17 protein-coding genes are annotated in these 17,918 nt (G+C 54.6%); 7 read left to right on the forward strand and 10 right to left on the reverse strand.

Annotated features, from left to right (window positions below; translation table 11 throughout):
• The first annotated feature begins 99 nt into the window (after positions 1–99).
• Both CULFRC11_RS00955 and CULFRC11_RS00960 read left to right on the forward strand, forming a co-directional pair.
• Positions 100–420: a YbaB/EbfC family nucleoid-associated protein gene (locus tag CULFRC11_RS00955; protein ID WP_014835791.1), complete on the forward strand. Its 321-nt coding sequence runs from the start codon at positions 100–102 to the stop codon at positions 418–420.
• Positions 421–534: 114 nt separating this feature from the next.
• The gene (locus CULFRC11_RS00960) at positions 535–1,191 is read left to right on the forward strand and encodes a recombination mediator RecR (protein ID WP_013910599.1); all 657 of its coding nucleotides are present in this window, start codon (positions 535–537) and stop codon (positions 1,189–1,191) included.
• Positions 1,192–1,198: 7 nt separating this feature from the next.
• Here CULFRC11_RS00960 and CULFRC11_RS00965 read toward each other — a convergent pair whose 3' ends face one another.
• The 4 genes from CULFRC11_RS00965 to CULFRC11_RS00980 form a co-directional block, all read right to left on the reverse strand.
• The gene (locus tag CULFRC11_RS00965; protein ID WP_023634934.1) at positions 1,199–2,536 is read right to left on the reverse strand and encodes a GntP family transporter; all 1,338 of its coding nucleotides are present in this window, start codon (positions 2,534–2,536) and stop codon (positions 1,199–1,201) included.
• Positions 2,536–3,444 (reverse strand): NAD(P)-dependent oxidoreductase, encoded by a 909-nt coding sequence (locus tag CULFRC11_RS00970; protein ID WP_023634935.1) that lies wholly within the window; start codon positions 3,442–3,444, stop codon positions 2,536–2,538. The genes CULFRC11_RS00965 and CULFRC11_RS00970 overlap by 1 nt, the downstream gene beginning before the upstream one ends.
• A gap of 29 nt (positions 3,445–3,473) precedes the next feature.
• Positions 3,474–4,901: a four-carbon acid sugar kinase family protein gene (locus CULFRC11_RS00975; RefSeq protein ID WP_023634936.1), complete on the reverse strand. Its 1,428-nt coding sequence runs from the start codon at positions 4,899–4,901 to the stop codon at positions 3,474–3,476.
• A 142-nt stretch (positions 4,902–5,043) separates the two neighbouring features.
• The gene (locus CULFRC11_RS00980) at positions 5,044–5,748 is read right to left on the reverse strand and encodes a FadR/GntR family transcriptional regulator (RefSeq protein WP_023634937.1); all 705 of its coding nucleotides are present in this window, start codon (positions 5,746–5,748) and stop codon (positions 5,044–5,046) included.
• 111 nt (positions 5,749–5,859) lie between these two features.
• Between CULFRC11_RS00980 and CULFRC11_RS00985 the strand changes: the two genes are divergently transcribed.
• Positions 5,860–6,705: a fumarylacetoacetate hydrolase family protein gene (locus CULFRC11_RS00985; RefSeq protein ID WP_038620288.1), complete on the forward strand. Its 846-nt coding sequence runs from the start codon at positions 5,860–5,862 to the stop codon at positions 6,703–6,705.
• 113 nt (positions 6,706–6,818) lie between these two features.
• Complete coding sequence (locus tag CULFRC11_RS00990) at positions 6,819–7,820, forward strand: chymotrypsin family serine protease (RefSeq protein WP_023634939.1); 1,002 nt, start codon at positions 6,819–6,821, stop codon at positions 7,818–7,820.
• Between the two features lie 65 nt (positions 7,821–7,885).
• On the opposite strand, the gene CULFRC11_RS11410 is transcribed toward CULFRC11_RS00990, so the two are convergent.
• The 4 genes from CULFRC11_RS11410 to CULFRC11_RS01010 all read right to left on the reverse strand — a co-directional run bounded on the left by CULFRC11_RS11410 (position 7,886) and on the right by CULFRC11_RS01010 (position 11,582).
• The gene (locus CULFRC11_RS11410) at positions 7,886–8,014 is read right to left on the reverse strand and encodes a hypothetical protein (RefSeq protein ID WP_013910606.1); all 129 of its coding nucleotides are present in this window, start codon (positions 8,012–8,014) and stop codon (positions 7,886–7,888) included.
• A 483-nt stretch (positions 8,015–8,497) separates the two neighbouring features.
• Complete coding sequence (locus tag CULFRC11_RS01000; protein ID WP_013910607.1) at positions 8,498–9,250, reverse strand: type 1 glutamine amidotransferase; 753 nt, start codon at positions 9,248–9,250, stop codon at positions 8,498–8,500.
• The gene (locus CULFRC11_RS01005; protein ID WP_023634940.1) at positions 9,250–10,524 is read right to left on the reverse strand and encodes a Mur ligase family protein; all 1,275 of its coding nucleotides are present in this window, start codon (positions 10,522–10,524) and stop codon (positions 9,250–9,252) included. Before CULFRC11_RS01005 ends, CULFRC11_RS01000 begins: the two co-directional genes overlap by 1 nt.
• A gap of 11 nt (positions 10,525–10,535) precedes the next feature.
• Positions 10,536–11,582: an exonuclease domain-containing protein gene (locus CULFRC11_RS01010; protein ID WP_023634941.1), complete on the reverse strand. Its 1,047-nt coding sequence runs from the start codon at positions 11,580–11,582 to the stop codon at positions 10,536–10,538.
• Between the two features lie 472 nt (positions 11,583–12,054).
• On the opposite strand from CULFRC11_RS01010, the gene CULFRC11_RS01015 reads away from it, so the two are divergent.
• Positions 12,055–13,068, forward strand: coding sequence for a coiled-coil domain-containing protein (locus CULFRC11_RS01015; protein WP_031269890.1), 1,014 nt, complete (start codon positions 12,055–12,057; stop codon positions 13,066–13,068).
• 72 nt (positions 13,069–13,140) lie between these two features.
• Here the strand turns inward: CULFRC11_RS01015 and CULFRC11_RS01020 are convergent, their stop codons facing one another.
• Both CULFRC11_RS01020 and leuA read right to left on the reverse strand, forming a co-directional pair.
• Complete coding sequence (locus tag CULFRC11_RS01020; RefSeq protein ID WP_031269891.1) at positions 13,141–13,884, reverse strand: NADPH-dependent oxidoreductase; 744 nt, start codon at positions 13,882–13,884, stop codon at positions 13,141–13,143.
• An 88-nt stretch (positions 13,885–13,972) separates the two neighbouring features.
• Complete coding sequence (gene leuA / locus CULFRC11_RS01025; RefSeq protein ID WP_023634944.1) at positions 13,973–15,790, reverse strand: 2-isopropylmalate synthase; 1,818 nt, start codon at positions 15,788–15,790, stop codon at positions 13,973–13,975.
• A gap of 227 nt (positions 15,791–16,017) precedes the next feature.
• Here leuA and CULFRC11_RS01030 point away from each other — a divergent pair, with 227 nt between their 5' ends.
• Positions 16,018–16,956: a sugar-binding transcriptional regulator gene (locus tag CULFRC11_RS01030; RefSeq protein WP_013910613.1), complete on the forward strand. Its 939-nt coding sequence runs from the start codon at positions 16,018–16,020 to the stop codon at positions 16,954–16,956.
• A gap of 245 nt (positions 16,957–17,201) precedes the next feature.
• Positions 17,202–17,918 (forward strand): purine-nucleoside phosphorylase, encoded by a 717-nt coding sequence (deoD, locus tag CULFRC11_RS01035; RefSeq protein ID WP_013910614.1) that lies wholly within the window; start codon positions 17,202–17,204, stop codon positions 17,916–17,918.

Consider the following 17,918-nt stretch of genomic DNA (forward strand, 5'->3'; position numbering starts at 1 on the left):
CCCCGTATGAGCTTCACAGAAGTGAAGTAGGTACACTGGCCCATTGACCGATCGCCTTCCGTTATGGGAGGCGGCAAACAAACGCGAAAGGCAGTTTTCATGACTCAGCCGGACATGTCCCAGCTCTTGGCACAGGCGCAGCAGATGCAAGCTCAGTTGCAGGAGGCGCAGCGCGAGATCCTCGCTAGCACCGTTACTGGTACTGCAGGCAACGGCCTTGTTTCCGTTGATATTCAGGGCAACGGAATGGTGAGCCGCGTCACCATTGATCCTAAGGTTGTGGATCCGGAAGACGTGGATACCCTTCAGGATCTGATTGTTGGCGCGTTTGCTGAGGCTCATCAGAAGCTTGGCGAGCTTGCAGATCAGAAGATGGGACCGCTGTCCCAGGGCTTTGACGGCCTTGGCGGCATGTTCTAAGCGAATTGGCTTTTTTCAGTACCAGCTCGTCCGAGTTTCGTTGGCCGGGCTGGTCTTCTTTGTGTGCCATAGTTTTATGGTTAAACAACCGGAACGACAAAAGGTAGGCAGCTGTTGTTCGAAGGACCGCTTCAGGACCTTATCGATGAGCTTTCACGGCTCCCCGGCGTGGGCCCTAAATCTGCGCAGCGCATCGCTTTTCACTTGCTCCACGTGGAGCCCGCTGACATTGCGAGGCTTCAGGACGCTCTCGGGGCCGTCCGCGACGGCGTAACCTTTTGTCGTATTTGCTGCAATATCTCGCGTGAGTCGGTGTGCCGTATCTGCGCGGATTCTGGCCGTGACCGCGGAATGATCTGTGTGGTGGAGGAGCCCAAAGATATTCAGGTCATTGAGCGAACGGGTGAATATAATGGCCGCTACCATGTGCTAGGCGGTGCACTAGATCCACTGGCCAATATTGGCCCCCGTGAACTGAACATTTCCACGTTGTTGCAGCGCATCGGAGGTGTGCTTCCGGATCGGGAGCTGGCCGATTCTACGCCTGAGGCACCGCTTTACGACGCCACCCCAACGGTGACAGAGGTAATTCTTGCCACCGACCCCAATACTGAGGGCGAGGCGACGGCATCGTATCTTGCGCGACTGCTTCGCGATTTCCCTGACTTGGTGGTTTCTCGTCTTGCTTCTGGTATGCCTTTGGGCGGGGACCTGGAGTTTGTCGATGAACTGACGTTGTCCCGCGCCCTCAGCGGTCGATTGACGATTTAAACACGCACTACACCACTGCATACACCAGCGCGGTGAGGAGGAATCCGGCAACGCCAAAGGCTGTGGACAGCAACGTCCAGGTACGCAGGCCTTGTTTCACAGATAGCCCTAAATATTTGGTGACTATCCAGAAGCCGGAGTCGTTGATGTGGGACACGCACATGGCGCCGAAACCGATGGCGATCATGATGAGCGTTGTTTGTATGCTGCTCAGTCCGGCTTCTGCTAACGGCTGGGCTAGGAGCCCCGCTGTTGTGAGCATAGCGACGGTCGCCGACCCCTGGGATGCTCTTAAAGCTAAGGACAACAGGAATGCCATGAGTATCAGAGGCATATGAGCTGCCACAAGCATGTCCGATAGCACTTTGCCGATACCGGATTCCACGAGCACATTGGCAAAACCGCCACCGGCACCGGTGACAAAGATGATGATGGCCACGGCAGGAAGCGCAGAATCCAAGACACCCGCGGAGTGCTCGCGATTCCAGCTTTGTTGTTTGCCAATGCTCAACCACGCAACGACCACTGCTATCAGGAGTGCTACAGGAGAGGATCCGATGAAGCTGACAAAGGAATGAATCGCAGTGCCTTTTTCGGTATACATCGCACCGGTGGTGCCCACCATGATGAGGACGATGGGGAGCAAGATAAGGCCAAGGATCGCGAAGGGGGAAGGGGCTTGGTGGTTAGGGGAGGCGTCGGAAAGCTCCACGGGGGAGGGACCGCGTTCCACTGACTCTAGGTTGAGTACCTTGGCGGCATAATAGCCGATCACGCAGGTCACGGCAGCGATGGGTAGGCCCAAGGTGAGCATGAGTCCGGGATCGGAGCCGAAGATTCCGGCCACGGCAACAGGTCCTGGGTGCGGTGGCAACGTGACGTGCACGGTGAGTATCGCACCTGCCACAGGAAGCCCGATTTTTAATGGGTTGATCTTGGCTACGGCGGCAAAGCCGAACACGATGGGTGCCAGGATGATAAATCCCACGTCAAAGAACACCGGAATGCCGAGGATAAAGGCTGCGATGGTCACGGCAGCAGTGATGCGGTGTCTGCCGAGTTTATCGGTGAAGTAGCGCGCGACTGCCTCGGCGCCTCCGGATACCTCGATAATCCGCCCCAGCATCGCACCCAAACCGACCACAACGGCCACGGAACCTAGGGTTTTTCCCACGCCGTTGGTCACGGTGCTAACGGAATCTGCAAGCGGGATGCCAGCGGCAATAGCGGTGGCTATGGACACGCCGATCAATGCCACAAAAGCAGGAACCTTAGCCCATATCACCAGGGCGAGTAGAACGGCTACGGCGACTACGCCGAGCACCAGCAAAGAAAGACCAGTCATTATTGTTTACTCCTCGTCTCATGCGCCTGGGTAGGAGCGACAACCTGGATAATCGTGGAATCGTCGTGTGCGCCTTTCCCGCGTGCCAGGCCAGCTAGATATTGCTGTTCGGCTGCTGCTGCTAGCGGCACACCAATACCTGCAGATTTTGCTGCGGCGGTGACAATGCCCATGTCTTTGACAAAGATATCGAGGCGGCTGCGAACTTCGGGCCCCTCCTCCGAATAGGCTTCCAACATGCGGGGGCCGCGGTCGCCAAGCATAAAGGAGGCTGCGGCACCGCCCATGAGGGCATCGAGAGCAGCCTTGGGATCGAGTCCTAGCCGGTCGGCTAGCGCTAGCGCCTCGCCTGCGGCTGCGATGTGGACTCCGCATAAAAGTTGATTGACGGTTTTGAGTGCTTGTCCTTTGCCTGGACGGTCACCAACAATCACCAGGTGGGAGGACATGGCTTCGAGCACCGGCCTGATGCGGGCAACCACCTCGGGCTTGGCGCCCACTGTGACAAGCAGATCCCCGTTGCCTGCGCGTACGGGTCCGCCGGAAATGGGGGCGTCGACAACGTCGATTCCTAGCGACTCAAGCCGCGTGGCCGCCTTTTCAACGGCCGTGATACCCACGGTGGAGGTCAGAAGCACGACCGCGCCGGGTTTGAGTGCTGCGGCGATGTTGCCTTGGCCGAAGAGGGCGTCGATAAGCTGCTCCTCATTGCGGACAGCAAGCAAAACCACGTCAGCTCCTGCGGCTGCCTGATGTGCCGACTGGAAGGTATCCAATCCGGCGGCTTTACCTAGCTCGAGGCGGGGTTGTGCAACGTCGACGCCTCGGACGGTGAAATCATGGGCGAGGTTGGTGGCCATGGGGAGTCCCATAGCGCCCAAGCCGACAACGGTAATGATGAGAGACATGCGGTTCCTTTTGTAGTGTTTGTGAGGGGCTAGTCTTGGGAGAGGATGGAAACGACATCGGCTAGCGAGGAGTCTGTGCCCACATTTCCAGCAAAGACGATGTAAGGCACACCCGCCGCAGGGCCTTCTGCTGTGGACCACAGCGAGATAATTCCCGGTTGCATCGGGCCAATGACCATTGCTTTGGTCATCTCTAGTCCTTGCGAGGCGACATCTGAGGACGTAATGCCACCTTTAGCAACCACAAACCGAGGCGTCACCTCATGAACTATGCGATTGACCGCAGAGACAAGTGCTTGAGAGACTTTGCGCGCAATGGAGAGAGATTCCTCGCCGGTTGCCCCGGTCACCAGCTCGCGCGAGGTGTGGAAGACAACGTTGTCTTTCCTTATTGCCTGGAGCAGCTGGGTGTGGAGGCGGTCAAGATAGCGCTCGGAATCGTCTGCCAGCACTGAGCGGACGTCTAACTCGATGACCGTGGGGGAGGAGGTCTGCAGCAGGTGATTGAGTTGTCGCGTGGTGGTGGGCACATGTGAACCGACCACGATGAGCCCACCTGGCACGGTGGCGGGGACATGACGCGAGGCCGTGATTGTTTCTGCGCTGAGCACCTCGGGAGTCTCCTGCCCGATGCGAGCTCGTACAAAGGGTGGGCCCACACGGTAGATGAATCGCTTCCCCATGCGTTCTGCCTGCAGGATTCCTAAAGACAGCGCGCGGAGATCATGCTCATCGACGATATCAGCGACGATGGGTTGGCGATGAGTTGCCTGGAGAAGTTGCTCCGCGATGGTGTTGGCGTCGGATCTTATTGTGTGCAATGTAATGCGAAGAACATCGGATGCTGGAACGGTGCCTGTGGTTTTCTCCTCAATCCATTCAGGCAAGCGGGAGGCGGAATAACCAAAGGTGGCATCACGGGCGAACTCAGTTTCTCCCACGGGGTGAAAACCTGTGGCAGCGTTTCCGGCGTAGTGGACAGAATCGACGGTAATGCGTCCCGCATCGCCGAATGCTGGAACGATAATGTAGCCGTCTACTGGCTCTTCATGCTTTTCGACGACTCCAGCAAGCGTGTCCGGTTCCAAAGGGAAATGACCTCGGAGCGTGGAGTCGCTACGGGAGACAAAGATGGGGCGTTTCCCGGCAGCTTCAGTGGCGGCATACGCTGCCTCTGCGACGGAGATATTGATAGACGCTGCTTGATCTGGGTCGAGTGACCGAGAATTGGTCATGACGTAGATGGCCGGGGCGCCCTGGGCCAGTGCCCATGCGAAGTCTTCTTGTTCCCAGCGGGTGAGTACAGGAAGGTGAGCTACTGACTGGGTGCCGGTGGGGTCGTCATCGAGAACGATAAGCACACTATGCGCTGGCGTTGCTTGTCTGACCGTGCTGGCATGGATGTTGAGCGGTGCGGGGAACCCTTCGGTGAGTTCCGAAAGCTGGTAGAGGGTCATCCCAACTCCTTGGAGATACTTAGTTCCTAGACCTCTGAGGTCTTGTGTGTCCCAGACTAGGGTCTAGCTCACGTGGTGACAAGCTTTTACAAGGAAATGTAGGAAAAATTTGGTTTATGCCCGACTGGGCATCGGCTCTGTGTTAATCCATCGAGCTTGGTAAGAACGTAGAAATGTCGTCGAAGGTTTGAGTCATATGTGCGCGCATGGCATCTTTGGCAGCTTGCTCATCTCTTGCGATAACAGCATCTAAGATCGCATGGTGATGCCTGCTCGCGCGCTTACGAACCTCATCCACGGCATTGGTCTTGCGTCGCGATTCCGCTAAGGCACCCGCCAGCGGGATCATGAGTGCTGAGACGAAGGGGTTTCCCGTGGCCTCAAGCAGCGCGGTATGAAAAGCAACGTCTGCGTCGGTGGTAGCTGCCACGTCGCCACGCTCGGTGGCGGCGTCGTAATCAGCAAGCGCCTGCTTCATCTTTTCAATATCCGCCTCGGTGGCGCGGGCCGCGGCCAGTCCCGATGAGCCGACTTCGATCATGCGTCGGACTTCCGTGAGGTAAATTCCGATGGTTTTTGGGTCTAAGCTGCGCGAAATCACGTCCATGCGGGAGCGCACATAATTCCACTGGTTGATGGGGGTCACAAAGGTGCCGCGGCCATGGACTACCTCCACGACTCCGCGGTCTGCTAGGGTCCGCACCACCTCGCGCATCGTGGGGCGTGAAACGTCCAGGTAGGAGGCAAGGTTTGTCTCCGGCGGAAGGGCGTCGCCAGGGCGGAACGTGCCATCTGCGATGGCGTCCATTATTTTCTCGATGCCTTGAGTGACCAGATCGGTGCGCACGGTTTTTCCTTCCAAATACTTCCTACTGGGAAATGTACCGTACCTGATGCCATCGACTGGGGCGCCTGCGCGTATTAGCGTGGAATAAACGATCCCAAAGGAGCAAACATTATGCGTCTCGCAACCATAAGAACCCAAGGAACGACGACCGCTGCGCGCATTGAAGGCGCGAATCTCGCCGTAACTATCCCGGGCTTTGCCGACGTCGGCGAGTTGCTCCACCACCCTGATTGGCACGAGCTAGCGGAATCAGCTGAGGGGGCATCGTGGAGGTTTTCCTTGCAAGACCTGCACGCGGTTATTCCGTCTCCCAAAAAGATCATCTGCGTGGGGCTGAACTATGCCAATCACATCAAGGAAATGGGACGCACGCTGCCGGAAGTCCCGACCTTATTTATTAAATTTTCCGATGCGCTTACCGGGCCTTTCGACGACGTCCGGGTTCCTCCGTGGGCGAATGGTGCCCTCGACTGGGAGGGTGAGTTGGCTGTGGTGATTTCACAGCGTGCCCGCAGGGTGAAAGCCTCGGAGGCGGAGAACTATATCGCTGGGTATGCGGTGATGAACGACTACAGTGCCCGTGATTATCAATACGCAACGCTTCAATGGCACCAAGGGAAATCCTTGGAAAAGACGGCAGGGTTTGGCCCCTGGCTAACCACGAGAGACTCCTTTGATCTTGGCGGGAGGCTGAACACGTATCTGAATGAAGAAAAGATGCAAAGCGCTGCTACCAGCGATCTTGTGTTTAAACCGGCCGATCTTATTCAGTACATCACGCATCTGTATCCGTTGGATCCGGGGGATGTGATTGTAACTGGAACTCCTGGCGGGGTTGGACACGCCCGTGATCCTCGACGGTATATAGGCGATGGGGACGTAGTGACGGTGGATATTGAAGGCTTAGGGCGCATTGCTAACAGAACCATTTTTGAGGGTGGTGAAAATCTTAGCTAGTTTACAATTATCTTAGAGTTTAGTAAGTAATATTAAGGGAAAGGTTTTCATTTATATATTAGGACATAAAGGGTTGCTCGGTGATTTTAAGAAGATTGTGCACAATTGTAACGATGGGTGTTCTTGTTGCTGTAGGAGCCCCCAGCGGGAATGCGCTTCCCTCCGACGGGTATTTTGACACTGCGAATGTGCCAGGGGAAATAAAAGTAAACCAAGGCGATCAGATTCATCCGGAAAATCCTCGATACGGACATTCCTATTGCACGGCTGGATACGTGGACGTTGAAAACGGTCGGGTATGGCTAGCTGGACATTGTGGGGCAGACGGGGCCAAGGTATATGACAAGCATAAACGGGAAATAGGGACGCTTAAGCAGCGATACGACAAAGAGCTGACAGAAGGGCAATGGCCACGCGGGCATCATAATTTCCGAGCGAATGATCTTGCGTACGTGCAGCTTGCCGATAAGAATTTTGCTGGAAAGAATATATTTTCTGGGAATCAGATATACCAGCCGCAAAAGGGTGACACAGTGTGCTACTACGGTGCCGCCTCAAAGAAGACTTCATGCTCGGAAGTGCTGAATACGGATTCGTATCTTACGGTGACTGGCCAACTCGGCACGATAAGCGGTGACTCTGGAGGGCCTAACTGGGTTCCCGGGAAAGGATACGTAGGGCAAACACTAGGGTCGCTGTCCTGGGAAAACACAGGCGCGAGTGTTTCTATAATCCGTAACCAAGATGTCGATATGACTTCTCTAGCGATCCCTTGGCAGCAAGATTATGAATTTTCATTCCCCACGCCGGAAGAGGCTAAACAGACACAAAAAGCTGAAGTCCTTCTACCGATGATCTACCAGGAGACCCGGCAGCGCGAGGAAAACAATGCGTGGAAATTTGATAAATACCTATCGGATTTAGGTTACGCAGAGGAGAAAGCCGCACTGCGTGAGGCTGTGCAGCAGCACAAGGCTGCTTTAGTCAATGTCTTAGAAAGCAACCCTTGGGATGGCGATAATGCAGGGAGAGTTTCTTTTCTTACTGCCGTTACCAAAGTGACAGCGCTGGGCGAAGAGATTAACCAGCTCATGGAAGAGAAGAGCACTGTGTAGGACTGTAAAAGGTGGCCACCGGCTGGATTGTCGGTGACCACCTTTTCTCTGAGAACTTTTGGGGGCTAGAGGGCTTCCTCCATCGCACCGTTTACATTATGTATTTTGAAGCTGCTTGCTTTGCCTTCCAGCAGCGCGGTTTCCATATCCTCGTACATGCGTGCATCTTCATTCACATCATTGGTGTTACTCATAAAAGAGAAGTCCTCCTGATTGGTTAGATACTTACGAACTCGGGATGAGTGGACGCCAGTGTAACTACGTCATCCCACCGATTACAGGGAGTCTGGTGGCTCGTGCGTGTGCAATAAAGGCGGTAATGTTAGCTTCTTGACACTGATTCTTTTTTAGCGCAGAGAATCCAAGCGTTGTGTGCAGGGAGATTATCGCCAGTGGCGACCACTCTGAGGGAAACAAGCATGGCCCTCAAGCAGCGTGAGATATATGTAACACATGGCAGGTGCGGCCTGTGTGAAGGGGCGAAGCACTCGTTTTAGTTAGCGCTGATTGTTGTTTTTGAGAACACTAGAAATCGCGGCCAGTGGTTTTGCAGGGCGCCGGGGCTCTAGCGTTCTCAAAAACAACAATTTCCTTGTCACGGGGCAGAAAACTACTACGCCCCTGAGCCTGGAAGCTAAACATTCCAGCTCAGGGGCGAGGGGCACAGTGATGAAGAACTACGCTAAGCGCTCCTTGCGTAGCTGATCAACCACAGGCAGCTCTAGAGGGGCAAGCTCGCTGAGGGCTATACCCATGGCCTTGGCTAGCAGGAGATCAGCTAGTTGGGGGTTACGGGCAAGCGCGGGCCCGTGCATGTATGTACAGATAACGTTTCCTTGTACCGCGCCTTCTGCGGTTATCTGCTCAGAGTTTGCCGACGCCTGAGAGATACCATGTTCATCTGTGTTGCCCACACCGCGTGTGACCTTTCCCAACGGCTGCGCATCAGGGCCGAGGATTGTGGCGCCCATGTGGTTTTCAAATCCGGTGAGGGGCTCTGTCAGCTCGGCAGTAATGCCGTTGCGGGTGGGGCTGGTTTGGAGCTCTCCGATAGTGCGTTTGGCTAGGGAAGAGGTGGTGGCGTCGATAAGTCCTACACCATCAACCATCCTGCCGCTTGCTCGGAAAGAACGACCGAGTACTTGAAGCCCGGCGCAAATACCTAAGACTGGGCGCCCGGCGTTTGCTGCGCGAGTAAGGCCGCCATCTGCGATGAGATGCTCAGCGGCAAGGATCTGGGCTGTGTCTTCACCGCCGCCGAGGCAATAAATATCCAAGGATTCCGGTACTGCTTGGCCCAGTTTCACCGTATGAATTTCTGCGGTGAAACCGCGCATGCGGGCGCGTTGCCGCAACACCAAAGCGTTGCCGTCGTCGCCGTATGTGCTCAGGACATCGGGAAGGATGAGTCCAATAGAAAGATCAGTCATTAGGACTCCTTCGCGGCCGCAATGGCCTTTTTCAAATCGCGGAATGCAGTGTAATTGGCAAGGACCTCAACGCGACCGGCTGGGCAGGCCTTGATGGCATGCAAAGGATTCTTGATGAGTTCATGCTCTACCGAGGCATACGTCAGTCGCACGGACAGATCAGTGCCGCGTTCGCCAGAGGCCTTTACGGATAGCTCATCGAGTTCCTCAAACTTAACGTCCCAGAGCCAAGAGAGATCTTCACCATCGGCGACCTGGCCATTAACCGCAATCACGAGGCCTTCTGCGGTGCGGTCGACCATGGATAGCGCTTCTTGCCAGCCTGCTGGGTTTTTAGCCAAAAGCAGATGAATCTGGTGTTGCCCAAGAGTGATGGTGGAGTAGCGCCCCGCCACATCGTCGACAGCTTCTACCGCGCGAATCGCCTGGGGAAGCGGAACATGGAAACACTCTACGGCCGCAGCTACCGCTTGGGTGGCGTTGCCGCGATTGGCGTTGCCGGGAAGTGCCAGATCCAGAGGGGATACCTGCGTGGCAGGGGCGTCTGTGCGCGCCGGGGAGGTTATACCTTCAGCGGTGATGCTCCACTGCGGGGTCGGACGGCGGAATTGTTCACCGTTGGGCAGCGGTTTGACTGCGTACCAATCGGTGCCGTCGTGAACCACGTGTCCGCCGGTGCGTGGGCAGGAAACGGAATCTCCTTGCCAGCCAGCGCCTGCGGATACCCATACAACGTTTTTGGCATCATAGGCGATGGAGCTAACAAGCACGTCGTCGCAATTGGCGATCACAGTCATCTCGGGGTGCTTCATCACACACTCACGTAGCGCACGCTCAATCTTGTTGATTTCTCCCACCCTGTCCAGTTGATCGCGGGTGAGGTTGAGGAGGATTAAGCATGATGGCTTGAGGCGATCTGCTACGGCTGGAACGTGGAGTTCGTCTACCTCAAGGATCACATGGCTAGCCCCCTGACCTGCCATGAGTGCGGAGATGATGCCGGCGTCCATATTGTCGCCGCCCTCGTTAGTTGCCACAGTATGTTGTGCACGTACCGCGGATGCGAGCATACGAGTGGTTGTAGATTTACCGTTGGTGCCAGTGACAAGGGCAACGGGACGGTCGTCGCCTAGCGACGCCATGATGTTCGGGTCGATTTTCTCGGCTATAAGGCCGCCAATCATTCCGCCCGACCCACGACCGGTGGCACGCGAAGCGGTTGTGGCCAAGCGTGCAGCGCCGATGGCAAGGCGGGTGCGCAGATTCAAACTCATGGGACCAGAGTTTAGTCGTCTTCGCGCGCCTTTCCTGGTTTGACGTCTACGACAGCCCGGAGGAATTCCTCATCTGTTATCAATGGAATTCCTTTTCGGTGCCCATGCATGGCTTTTCCAACAAGGTCTTCTTTTTTATTGCACACCACAACGCTGGACTTGCGCGTGAGTTTTTCGTTATAAGCCAACCCGGTACGCAGGACTGCCTCGATGATGGTGTCTGGATCTTCCGTGATTTCTGGAGCGATCACTACCTCCATACCTTGTACAAAACCATTGGAAGGGGAGTAGACGCCTGGATTTTCGTACTCGCGAGGAACCTCCATGGCATCTACTCGAATGTCTGAGCGCTGCAACCCAAACTTGTCTGCCCGCAGCTGATCGGGAGTATAAGAAGAAATGACTCCACACGCTTTTTCTACAAAGTGCATGCGTGCGATGAGCAGAGTCTCCTCACGGGATACATGCTGCTCAGGACGCGCAGCGCGCTCAAGCGAAGCAACCGGAGAAGGGGAATCAAGGCCTAGCGCATGAGCGACAGCGCGGATACGGATGTCTTCAAAAGCAACGCCTTGTCGACGTGCCGTTGCCAGCGTATCGACGATCAAACGCGGGCGCGGAATATGTCCTACTCGTTGTCGACGGTGGTTGCGATGCCTGTGGCGAGCACGGTTTGCCCGTGCGGCGTTACTCATGGCTCGACGAGACTCGGACACGAGGAAACCCCATGTATAAGGCGTGTTGTGGAGGATGAGGGTGCGGTCGTCGATAAGCTTGCCCAGCGGTTTTAGTATGTGACTAAATTTTTTTCCTTGCGTGATTTCTTCTCGGCTGAGTCCGTGGAGATGGAAAGGGCCGGGGTTATCACCAGGGTTGACGACGGCATGAAAATGGTCGACTTCCTCCCCGTCTTCGGTGAAAGTGACTGCATCGACAGTAATGAGGCGAGAAGTAGACGGGTGGATACCGCTTGTTTGTATCGATAACGCTACGTAAGGAGCATGCTCGATCTCTGCAGCTCGCTCTGCGTTGGGGGCGTCTACTTGCTTATTGGTCATAGGAACAGTGTAGTCGGCGTATTTGACGGGTAAGCGTGACGCGGATTTGCGGGGTTAGTGGAAAAGAAAGGGGGAGGAGGGACGCATTTACATAGGTAACATTATTATAACAATATTAGTTATCGGTGGCCTGGTGGATTTTTGTGTGGTTAGCTGAAAAGTTTGTATACACACACAAGGGGCGGGGTGAAAAGGTGGCCATTTTGATAAAAGTGTGAGCTCAGTGCGGTTGGTGAAGGGTGCTGTGCGGTGAATTGTCGAATGGGAAAGATTTCATTTTTGGACATCCGGGGCTGCCGTGGGGAGATTTAAGGCGGGGGTACGGTTTTACTGCATAGGAAACCTTAACTTGAAATAAGTTCATGCCATACATTACTTTGACATTACTATTAAGTAGTCTTAAGGAAACCTGCCCCTGAATGTTATTCACATGGGGATCTGGCACGTCAAAGATCGTGGAGGATCTGAAAGTATGAAGAAGCTTGTCTCAACAGTGGTAAGTTGCGCGATCGCAGGATCGATACTGACTGCGCCGGTGGCTGGTGCTCAGGAGACTCGGATTGATGACATTGTGATAACCCGTAATGCGGATGGGAGCCCAAGTGTTCTTACATCATGTTCGGGAAATAAAAACAGTGCCCCTGAAATGAGGATATCTCAGTGCGAAACAGCATTGATAAATGAATTGGCGGGAATACTTCTCAACGGGGACAATGTTTCACGTGAGCAAGAAAAGCGCCTGGAAGAACAAGCAAGGAGGTTCTCTGAGCTTGCGCGCATCCTAGAAAATACCCAAGCTGAGAACGCCTTCTTGATTCGGCTGATTATCCAGAAACTTGATGTGATTAAAGGGCTAGCGCACGAGAACCACCAGCAGCGACAGAAAATTCATGCCTTAACAGGCAAGCTGAATGTGCTAAAGAACGAACTTAATACGTCCAATAAGCGTCTTGAAGATGCTCAGGCAGAAAACCAAGAACTGCAAGAGTACCTCCAAGAAAGTCTTGACATTATTGATAAGCAAAACGAGATTATTGAAGAGCAAGACAGAACGATTGAAGGCCTGCTTGATCAGATCGAGGACCTGCAAGATGATAACGAGGCACTAGGTGAAGAAAACGATGCTCTGCGCGAGGATTACAAAAAAGCACTAGACGCATTGAAGAAGTCTCTAGAGGAAAGCAAAGAACTCGCAGAGAAGAATCATGCGTTGAAGAATCAGCTTGCTAATGCGCAATCAAAGATTGAAGAGCTGGAGAAGAAATACGCTGAAGCTCAGCGCGATATCTTGGGTTTGAAGAACGACAATAAGCGTCTGGAAGATTTGAACAAGAAGAACTTGGACAAGCTTGGCGAGACCGAAGGCAAGCTCAACACTGCTTCTATACTGGCCACAGTCTTTGGTGTGATTTCGGCTATCGCAGCGATCATCGGAATTGGTGGCTTCCTCAAGCCAATCATTGACCGCTTCTTCCACCACCGTTAAATATAAGAAAACCGGGTGTATAGGCCTGGAATCTTAAGGCGCTGCCCGAACACGGGCAGCGCCTTTTGCGCTCTAAAGATCAAAGCCTTGGGAACGAGCAATCTCGAAGGTGAGGTCGCGGTTGTCTTTGATCGGTGGATTCTTTTGAAGAGTTTGGATGGTGAAGCTGTCCACTCGCTGGTTAGCATTGCGGAGGTCGTAATAGGTGGTCATGGTGGAGTCATAAGAAGTCATAGACTCTGACCAATCCTCTGGTTCGTGATAGCCATTTTCCATGATTCGGAGGCTCTTGGGCATGCGTGGTTTGAGCTGGGGCGACTGATTTGGCCAGCCCAAAGTCATGCCAACAACGGGGAAGGTGAGTTCCGGAAGTGCGAGCACGTCAATTACGGCGGCAGCGTCGTTGTGAACGTTGCCGAGGAAATTAACACCCAGACCGAGGGACTCTGCCGCGATGCATACGTTTTGGGCCATGAGGCAGGCGTCGGTAAAGCCTTGGACGAAATTGCGCGGGTATCCGGCGGGTTCGGTCGGGGCGTCGTTATGGGCAAGGATGCGTTTGGTTCGATGTAAATCGACGATAAAAAGAAGGTAGATGGGGGCTCGACCCACATATTCTTGAGTGCCGATTTCGGTCAGCTGTTCGCGGAGCTTGGGGTCGGTGACGCGGATAATGCTCGCGGTCTGCATGCCAAGGGAAGTGGGGGTATGCAATGCTACTTGGAAGATCTGGTCAAGTATTTCTTCCGTGACTGGCTCAGATGTGAACTCGCGGATCGTGCGGTGGTTGATTTGCGTGCGGATTGTCTCGTTCATGAGTCTCAACTGTAGCGGGGTCGCATGCAGCGCGGGCGCAGGAAACCCCACCAAAACTGTGCTTTGGTGGGGTACACGTAGGGGATGTCTAGCTCAGGGCGCGATTGACCGCTGAGGTAATGGCTTTGAGGGAAGCGTAAGTAATTGATCCTGCGATACCTACGCCCCAGTAACGCTGTCCATTAACGTCGGCCAGAATGTAGGCTGCAGATTCTGCGTCGTCGCCTGCAGTACGGGCGTGCTGCTCATATTCCTGCACTTCCACGTCGATGCCCAGGGATTCGAGGGCATTGGCGTAGGCAGCGATGGGGCCGTTGCCGTGGCCTTCGATGGTGGTTTCCTTGCCTTGGAATTCTAGTGTTGCAGCAATGTGGGCTTCGTCTGTTTCATTCTGGGCGGCGTCGACACGCATAGCGATCTGTTCGATTGGTGCGGTGCGATCCAAATATTCTTGGGCAAAGATGTCCCACATGTTCTTGGACTCTACTTCGCCGCCCTCGGCATCGGTGACCAGCTGGACGATAGAGGAGAATTCGACCTGCATGGGGCGGGGGAGCGCAATGCCGTGGTCGGTCTTCATGATGTACGCGACGCCGCCCTTGCCGGACTGCGAGTTGACGCGGATGACTGCCTCGTAGTTGCGGCCCACATCCTTGGGGTCGATGGGCAGATAGGGGACTTCCCAGACCTCTTCGCGGAGGTCTTCCCACGAGACATCGGTGTGAGTCGCGCCGGGGCGCACGCGCGACGCCATGGCGTCCAGGCCTTTGTTGACGGCATCTTGGTGGGAACCGGAGAAAGCCGTAAACACCAGGTCGCCGCCGTATGGGTGGCGTTCAGGGACCCGCAGCTGGTTGCAGTATTCGACGGTTCGGCGGATCTGCTCAATATCGGAGAAATCGATCTGTGGGTCTACTCCTTGGGTGAGCATGTTCAGCCCCAGGGTGACCAGACAGACATTTCCGGTGCGTTCGCCATTGCCAAAGAGGCAGCCTTCGATGCGGTCGGCGCCTGCCATGTATCCGAGTTCGGCGGCGGCAACACCGGTGCCACGGTCATTATGTGGGTGCAGAGACAGAATGATGGAATCGCGACGATTCAGGTTTCGGTGCATCCATTCCACGGAGTCTGCGTAGACGTTGGGCGTGGTCATTTCCACGGTGGAAGGCAGATTGATGATGATGGGATGTGCCGGGCTGGGGTTCATGACCTCGACTACTGCATCGATCACTTCTTTTGCGTAAGCGAGCTCGGTGCCGGTGAAGGACTCGGGGGAGTATTCCCATCGCCAGTTGGTGTCTGGGTAATCGGCAGCAATAGTCTTAATCAGTTCTGCCGCGTCTGTGGCCAGCTTTTTTATTGCCTTTTTATCTTTTCTGAACACAACGTCGCGCTGCAGAATAGACGTGGAATTGTAGAAGTGAACGATAACGTTTTTGGCTCCCTCGCAGGCCTCAAAGGTGCGGCGAATGAGGTGCTCTCGCGCTTGAACCAGGACTTGGATGGTGACGTCATCGGGGATCATATTTTTCTCGATGATCTCACGGACAAAATCAAAGTCGGTTTGTGAGGCAGAGGGAAATCCCACTTCAATCTCTTTGTAACCCATGGTGACCAGCAGGTTAAACATGCGGCGCTTGCGTTCGGGGCTCATGGGATCGATAAGCGCTTGGTTGCCATCGCGCAGATCCACGGCGCACCACTGCGGGGCAGAATCGATGATGGTGCTGGGCCATGTTCTATCTGGCAGGTCGATCTTTTCCACTTCGGCAGCAAAAGGGCGATAGCGGTGGATTGGGAGATCGGATGAGCGCTGTTTGTTCCACGCTGCTTGTCCAGCGGCAAAGTTGCCGGAAGGGGTGTGAATGTCTGCCGGTGCGGAGATGAAAGCGTCAGAGGAGGCCATGATGAATATCCTTGAATGTAATCATTGGGAGAAGGACGGTAATCTGGGTGCTGTCCCACGGCCGGCTACACCAAATCTCCGCGACGGGGTGCCGGCCGTGTTTTCTAGGCCTGTGACCCGCCGCGGCATAGAAGAAGTAGGTTCATGCCTGACATGTGGCATAGCATACATATGATGTGAAATGTTTCCAGTGAAATTAGACTTTTGGGGGTGAAGTAAGGGGCATCATGATTGACGCACGAGATGCACAAGCCATAGACGCGGCGAAGCTGTATTACGCGTCCGGACTTGGGCAAGCAGAGGTGGCACAGCGTTTGGGTATTTCGCGCCCTACGGTTTCTAAGCTGCTTAGCTATGCGCGGGAAAAGGGCTTTGTCACCATTACGCTCAATGATCCACGTGAGCAGGGCGATGAGATTGCACAACGTCTCAAAGAGCGCTTTTTGCTTGACGACGTCCGCGTGGTGCGCCCTGTCAGCCCCGACAAGGAAGAGCTGTTGCGTGAGTTGGGCAACGCGGGTGCCTCTTTATTGGAGGACTTGGTATGTGATGGGATGTCGGTAGGCATCTCTTGGGGGAACACCCTTAACAATGTGTCGGAGCATTTGCGTTCGCTTCCCCGTCACGATGTGAGTGTGGTGCAGCTCAAGGGAGGGCACTCGTTGAGTGAACGCAGCACGAATGACCTGAGCACATTAACGCGTTTCGCACGTGCTTTTAACGCAGAGATGAAGCTCCTTCCTTTGCCGGTGATTCTGGATAGTCGTGAAGCTAAAGACTTGGTTGTACGTGATCGCCACATTTCCTGCATGCTCAGCGCTGGTGCGCATGCCGACGTCGTGGTGTTCACTGTGGGGTCTGTCCAGCGGGAAAGCCTGCTGCTCAACCTGGGGTACCTCTCAGAAGAAGAGATTGATCGGCTGCTTACGCATGCAGTCGGAGATATTTGTTCGCGGTTCTACACTGCTACGGGTGAGATCGCTGATCCTGCGATTGATGCACGTACCGTGGGTATTTCCATTGAAGACTTAAGCTCGCGACCAACGCGTGTGCTTATCGCTGGTGGGGTGGATAAAGCAAAGGCGATTCGCGTTGCTCTTGAGATGGGGACCACCACGCATCTGGTGACGGATTTTGGCGCCGCCCAGGCTGTGCTGGGAGAGTAGCTCAGCGAATAACTATTACCGAGGGATACTGGACCCTCGGTTTTTTGGTTTTTCCAGGTGAGGAGAGGGGGCGGGAGGAATGGGGAGACCCCAGAAAGGTGGAACGAAAGTAAAATGAGGTATTGACATATGTTCCGTCGCGGACTTACCCTGTGGTTGTAGCACACCACGTGCTGTGCACCGATGCCTCGGAGCATGAGTAGGGGCACGGTCTCTTAACGCTTCTATCGTGAGGAGTAACTGAAATGGCTGAAAAGTCCACGCCCCATATCAATCCACGCGGTGTTGATATCGCAGATACGGTTCTGCTTCCTGGTGATCCACGCCGCGCGAAATTCATTGCAGAGACGTACCTCGATGACGTTGTTCAATTCAACGAGGTACGCAACATGCTTGGATACACCGGAACGTATAAAGGCACCCCGGTGTCTGTGATGGGCTCGGGAATGGGAATGCCCTCCATTGGCATCTACTCGTGGGAGCTCATCAACATCTTTGGTGCGCGCAACGTTATCCGAGTGGGGTCGATTGGCTCTTTGCAGGAAGACATCAACCTTTATGACATCATCGTGGCGTCGTCAGCCTCCACGGATTCCAACTTCCTAGAGCAATACAACTTGCCCGGAACATATGCGCCTACTGCATCCTGGAAACTGCTGAAAGCTGTGGTAGACGAGGCAGACAAGGCTGGTCAGAAGGTACACGTGGGCAATATCTTGTCTTCAGACATCTTCTACAACGCCGATGAGACCGCAAATGCTCGCTGGGCACGCATGGGCGTTATGGGTGTGGAGATGGAGTCCGCAGCATTGTATTCCATTGCCGCGTACGCCGGTGCTCATGCGCTCGGTTTGTTCACTGTGTCGGACAATATCCCTAAGGGAGAAAGCACCACGTCTGAGGAACGCGAAAAAGCGTTTACCTCGATGATGGAAATCGCCCTTCCGCTCGCGGGAATCTAG

The organism is Corynebacterium ulcerans, from assembly GCF_000767685.1.
Classification (GTDB): Bacteria; Actinomycetota; Actinomycetes; order Mycobacteriales; family Mycobacteriaceae; genus Corynebacterium; species Corynebacterium ulcerans.